Genomic DNA, 3,818 nt, shown 5'->3' with positions numbered 1-3,818 from the left:
GCCGGCGGCGGCATCCGCATCGCGGAAGTATCCTGACTCCCGTGTCGAGCCGACAGCCGCGGGCGACGTCGACGGCCTCGCATCCGCGCTCCGACGATCTCCGATTCGTCTCCGACCCGGCTGCGGTGCTGCCGGGTCACCGGGCCGGAGACCTCCTGGTGGCGGCTCGTGCCGCGCTGCTCGGCGGCCGTGCGACCCTCGCGTACTATCGCTCGTCCTCTCTTCGTACCTCCGAGAAGCAGCCGGGTGACCCGGTCACCGAGGCGGACCACGCCTCGAACCGGGCCGTGCTCGGGGTGCTCGCGGCAAGCCGACCGGCCGATCCCGTGCTGAGCGAGGAATCGCCCGCTCCGAGGACGGGCTCCTCGAGCGGACGACTGTGGGTCGTGGACCCGCTCGACGGAACGCGCGAGTTCATCGACGGGATCGACGAGTTCGCGGTCATGGTCGGGCTGGCGGAAGACGGACTCGCCGCGCTCGGCGCCTTCTTCATACCCGGGTCCGGGCGCCTCTACCTCGGAGTGGCCGACGGTGGAGCCTGGGTGGCGGAATGCACCGTGTCGGCGGAAGAGGGGGTTCGGATCGAGGTGGGCCCGCTCGCGCCCGTCCGCGTCGGCGAGAGAGCCGGCGATGGCCTCCGGTTCGTGCGCTCCCGCTCTCACCCGGACGACCGGTTGCAGGCGATCGAGGCGGCGCTCGGCGCCACCGAGGTGATTCCGTCGGGGTCGGTCGGCGTCAAGTGCGCCCGCATCGCGGAAGGTGAGGCCGATCTGTACGTTCACCCCGTTCCCTACCTGAAGGAGTGGGACACCTGCGCCCCGGAGGCGGTGCTGCGGGGCGCGGGCGGGCGGGTGACGGACTGCGGAGGCGCGCCTCTCCGGTACGGAAAGGAGACGCCGCGACAGCCGTCGGGCATCCTGGCGGGGGATCCGGCCAGCTGGGCCGACTCCCTTCCACTGGTGCGCGAAATGTGCGCGCCGATACTGTAGTCCCTTCCGCATTCCGCGCAGGAAGGACGCGAAACCGATCCCGGCCTCCACGGGGGCCGGACGAAACCGAATAGAGGGAAGAGGTACGATGCAGAAATCGACCAACGTTCACTGGCACGAGGGACACGTATCCCGCGAAGAGCGGGAGTCTCGCAACGGACACCGCGGGGCCATCCTCTGGTTCACGGGTCTCTCGGGGAGTGGCAAGAGCACCCTGGCGAATGCGGTGGATCACCGGCTCCACGACCTCGGTCTCAGCTCCTACGTGCTGGACGGAGACAACATCCGGCACGGACTGAACGGTGACCTGGGCTTCTCGCCCGAGGACCGGACGGAGAACATCCGGCGGATCGGCGAGGTGGCGAAGCTCTTCATCGACGCGGGGACGTTCGCCCTGACGGCCTTCATCTCCCCGTATCGAGAGGACCGCGACCGGATCCGAAACACCACCGAACGTCCCGATGACTTCGTGGAGATTTTCGTGGAGTGCCCGCTCTCGGTTTGCGAGGAACGTGACCCGAAGGGCCTGTATCGGAAGGCACGCGCCGGAGAGATTCCCGAGTTCACGGGGATCAGCGCCCCGTACGAGGAGCCCCTCGAGGCCGAGCTCGTGGTCAATACGGCCGATAGCTCCCTGGACGAGTGCGTCGACCTCGTCCTTCAGTACCTGGCCGAACGGGGCTACGTGGACGCGGAGGTCGTGGCCGCCTGATCCGGCGTGTCACGGGAAGGAACGAATCGCACTCACTCGGAACCCACAAGGAAATCAGAGCCCGATGACGATACAACCCTACGGCGGAACGCTGGTGAACCGTGTTCCCTCCGATGCAGAGGCCGACGAACTCAGAAGGGCGGCCGGCGAGCTGCCGGCCGTGACGATCTCCCCCTGGACCCTCAGCGACCTCTATCTGATCGCGGTGGGCGGTCTTTCGCCGCTCGAGGGCTTCATGGACGAGGAGGCGTATCACTCGGTGGTCCGTACCATGACGCTGCCGGGCGGACTGCCCTGGTCCATCCCGGTCGTGCTCCCGGTGACCGACGAAGAGGCAGGCCACGCGAAGGTCGGGGAGACCCTCGCCCTGCGGGCGCCGGACGGAAAGCTGGCGGCCGTGCTCGAGGTGACCGATGTGTTCGACCGGGATCGCGAGACCGAGGCCGAAGCGGTCTTCCGCACCTCCGACCAGGCGCATCCAGGCGTTGCGGCCATGTATCGCATGGGTTCCCGCTGCGTGGCCGGCCCGATCCGGTACCTGTACGAAGAGGACATCTCCGGCTTTCCGGCCGAGAACCTGAAGCCGGCGGAGACGAGGGCGGCGTTCGCGGAGCGGGGCTGGGAGACCGTGGTCGCGTTTCAGACTCGAAACCCGATTCACCGGGCGCACGAGTACATCCAGAAGTGCGCGCTCGAGACGGTGGACGGTCTCCTGGTCCATCCCCTGGTGGGAGAGACCAAGTCGGACGACATCCCGGCGGACGTGCGCATGGAGTGCTATCACGTGCTCCTCGAGGGCTACTATCCGGCGGACCGGGTCATGCTCTCGGTCCTGCCCGCGGCCATGCGGTACGCCGGCCCGAGGGAGGCGATCTTCCACTCGATCATGCGGCGGAACTACGGCTGCTCGCACTTCATCGTGGGCCGGGATCACGCCGGGGTGGGCAACTACTACGGGACCTACGATGCCCAGGAGATCTTCGACGAGATCGACATGGATGCGCTGGGCATCGAGCCGATGAAGTTCGAGCATTCGTTCTACTGCCTGCGGACGAAGCAGATGGCGACCTCGAAGACCTCGCCCGCCACGCCGGAGGAACGCGTGTTCCTGTCGGGCACGAAGGTCCGCGAGATGCTGTCGAGGGGCGAGTCTCCGCCGGAGGAGTTCACCCGGCCGGAGATCGCGGAGATCCTCATGCGGGCGTATCGATAGCGTCGGCCGGTCGACCCGGGTCCGGTCCCGAAATCCCTGAGAGGTGCCGGTGACAGCTGCGGCGATCTTCACGATGGCCGTCATCGCGGTCGCGATCCTTTTGATCGTGAAGGACTTCGGGCCGCCGGACGCGATGCTGTTCGCCAGCCTGGTGGTCCTGATGGCCGCCGGCGTCGTCACGCCCGAACAGGGCCTGGCCGGGTTCGGGAACACGGCGGTGGCGACGGTCGGCGCCCTTTTCATCGTGGCGGCCGGGATGCGCTCGACGGGAGTGCTGGAGAACGCATCCCGGAGGGTCCTCGGCCACGGGAGCCGGCTGCCCCGGGCGCTCGCCCGGCTCACCACCTCGTCCGCGGCGCTGTCCGCCTTCCTCGCCAACACGCCGGTCGTCGCCATGGGCGTCCCCACGGTCACCGCCTGGGCCAAGCGCAATCGGGTGTCTCCGTCCCGGCTCCTGATTCCGCTGTCGTACGCGTCGATCCTCGGGGGGATCTGCACCCTGATCGGCACGTCGACGAACCTGGTGAGCCACGGCCTCCTCCAGAGGGCGGGAATGCCCGGGTACGGCTTCTTCGAGCTCACCGCCCTCGGCGTTCCCATGGCCATCGTGGGGATCGTGTACCTGGTGAAGGTGGCGCCCCGACTGCTGTCCGACCGGGTCCCGATTCCGACCGTCGGGGAGGGGGTGCGCCAGTACCTGGTCGAGATGCGGCTGTCCGATCCCTCTCCGCTGATCGGGCGCACGATCGTGGAGGCCGGGCTCCGCCACCTGCCGGGCCTCTTCCTGGTGAGGGTGGAGCGCGCAGGCACGATCATCTCGCCCGTCGGTCCGGACGTGCGCCTCCTGTCGGGCGACCTGCTGACGTTCGCGGGGGTGGTGGACAGCATCGTGGACCTGCGCAAG

Annotated in this window: 4 protein-coding genes; all 4 read left to right on the top strand. The window is 68.3% G+C overall.

Going from position 1 to position 3,818, the window contains the following annotated elements; translation table 11 throughout:
* The coding region (locus tag AC36XV_RS03400; RefSeq protein ID WP_492202268.1) for a 3'(2'),5'-bisphosphate nucleotidase CysQ family protein at window positions 1-989 on the top strand (989 nt) is incomplete at its 5' end.
* 88 nt (window positions 990-1,077) lie between these two features.
* Window positions 1,078-1,701 (top strand): adenylyl-sulfate kinase, encoded by a 624-nt coding sequence (cysC, locus tag AC36XV_RS03395; protein ID WP_492202267.1) that lies wholly within the window; start codon window positions 1,078-1,080, stop codon window positions 1,699-1,701.
* A 64-nt stretch (window positions 1,702-1,765) separates the two neighbouring features.
* Entirely contained in the window at window positions 1,766-2,914 is a 1,149-nt protein-coding gene (gene sat / locus AC36XV_RS03390) for a sulfate adenylyltransferase (RefSeq protein WP_492202266.1), read from the top strand.
* A 49-nt stretch (window positions 2,915-2,963) separates the two neighbouring features.
* Window positions 2,964-3,818: SLC13 family permease (locus AC36XV_RS03385; RefSeq protein ID WP_492202265.1), on the top strand; the 855-nt coding region annotated here is incomplete at its 3' end.

The sequence above is a fragment of the Candidatus Benthicola sp. genome (assembly GCF_058719085.1).
Note: the sequence above shows the minus strand (reverse complement) of the source record. Positions and strands in the feature narration are given on the sequence as shown.

Coding starts and splice junctions, on each gene's coding strand:
- cysC (WP_492202267.1), top strand. CDS start 1,078: ATGCAGAAATCGACCAACGTTCACTGGCACGAGGGACACGTATCCCGC.
- sat (WP_492202266.1), top strand. CDS start 1,766: ATGACGATACAACCCTACGGCGGAACGCTGGTGAACCGTGTTCCCTCC.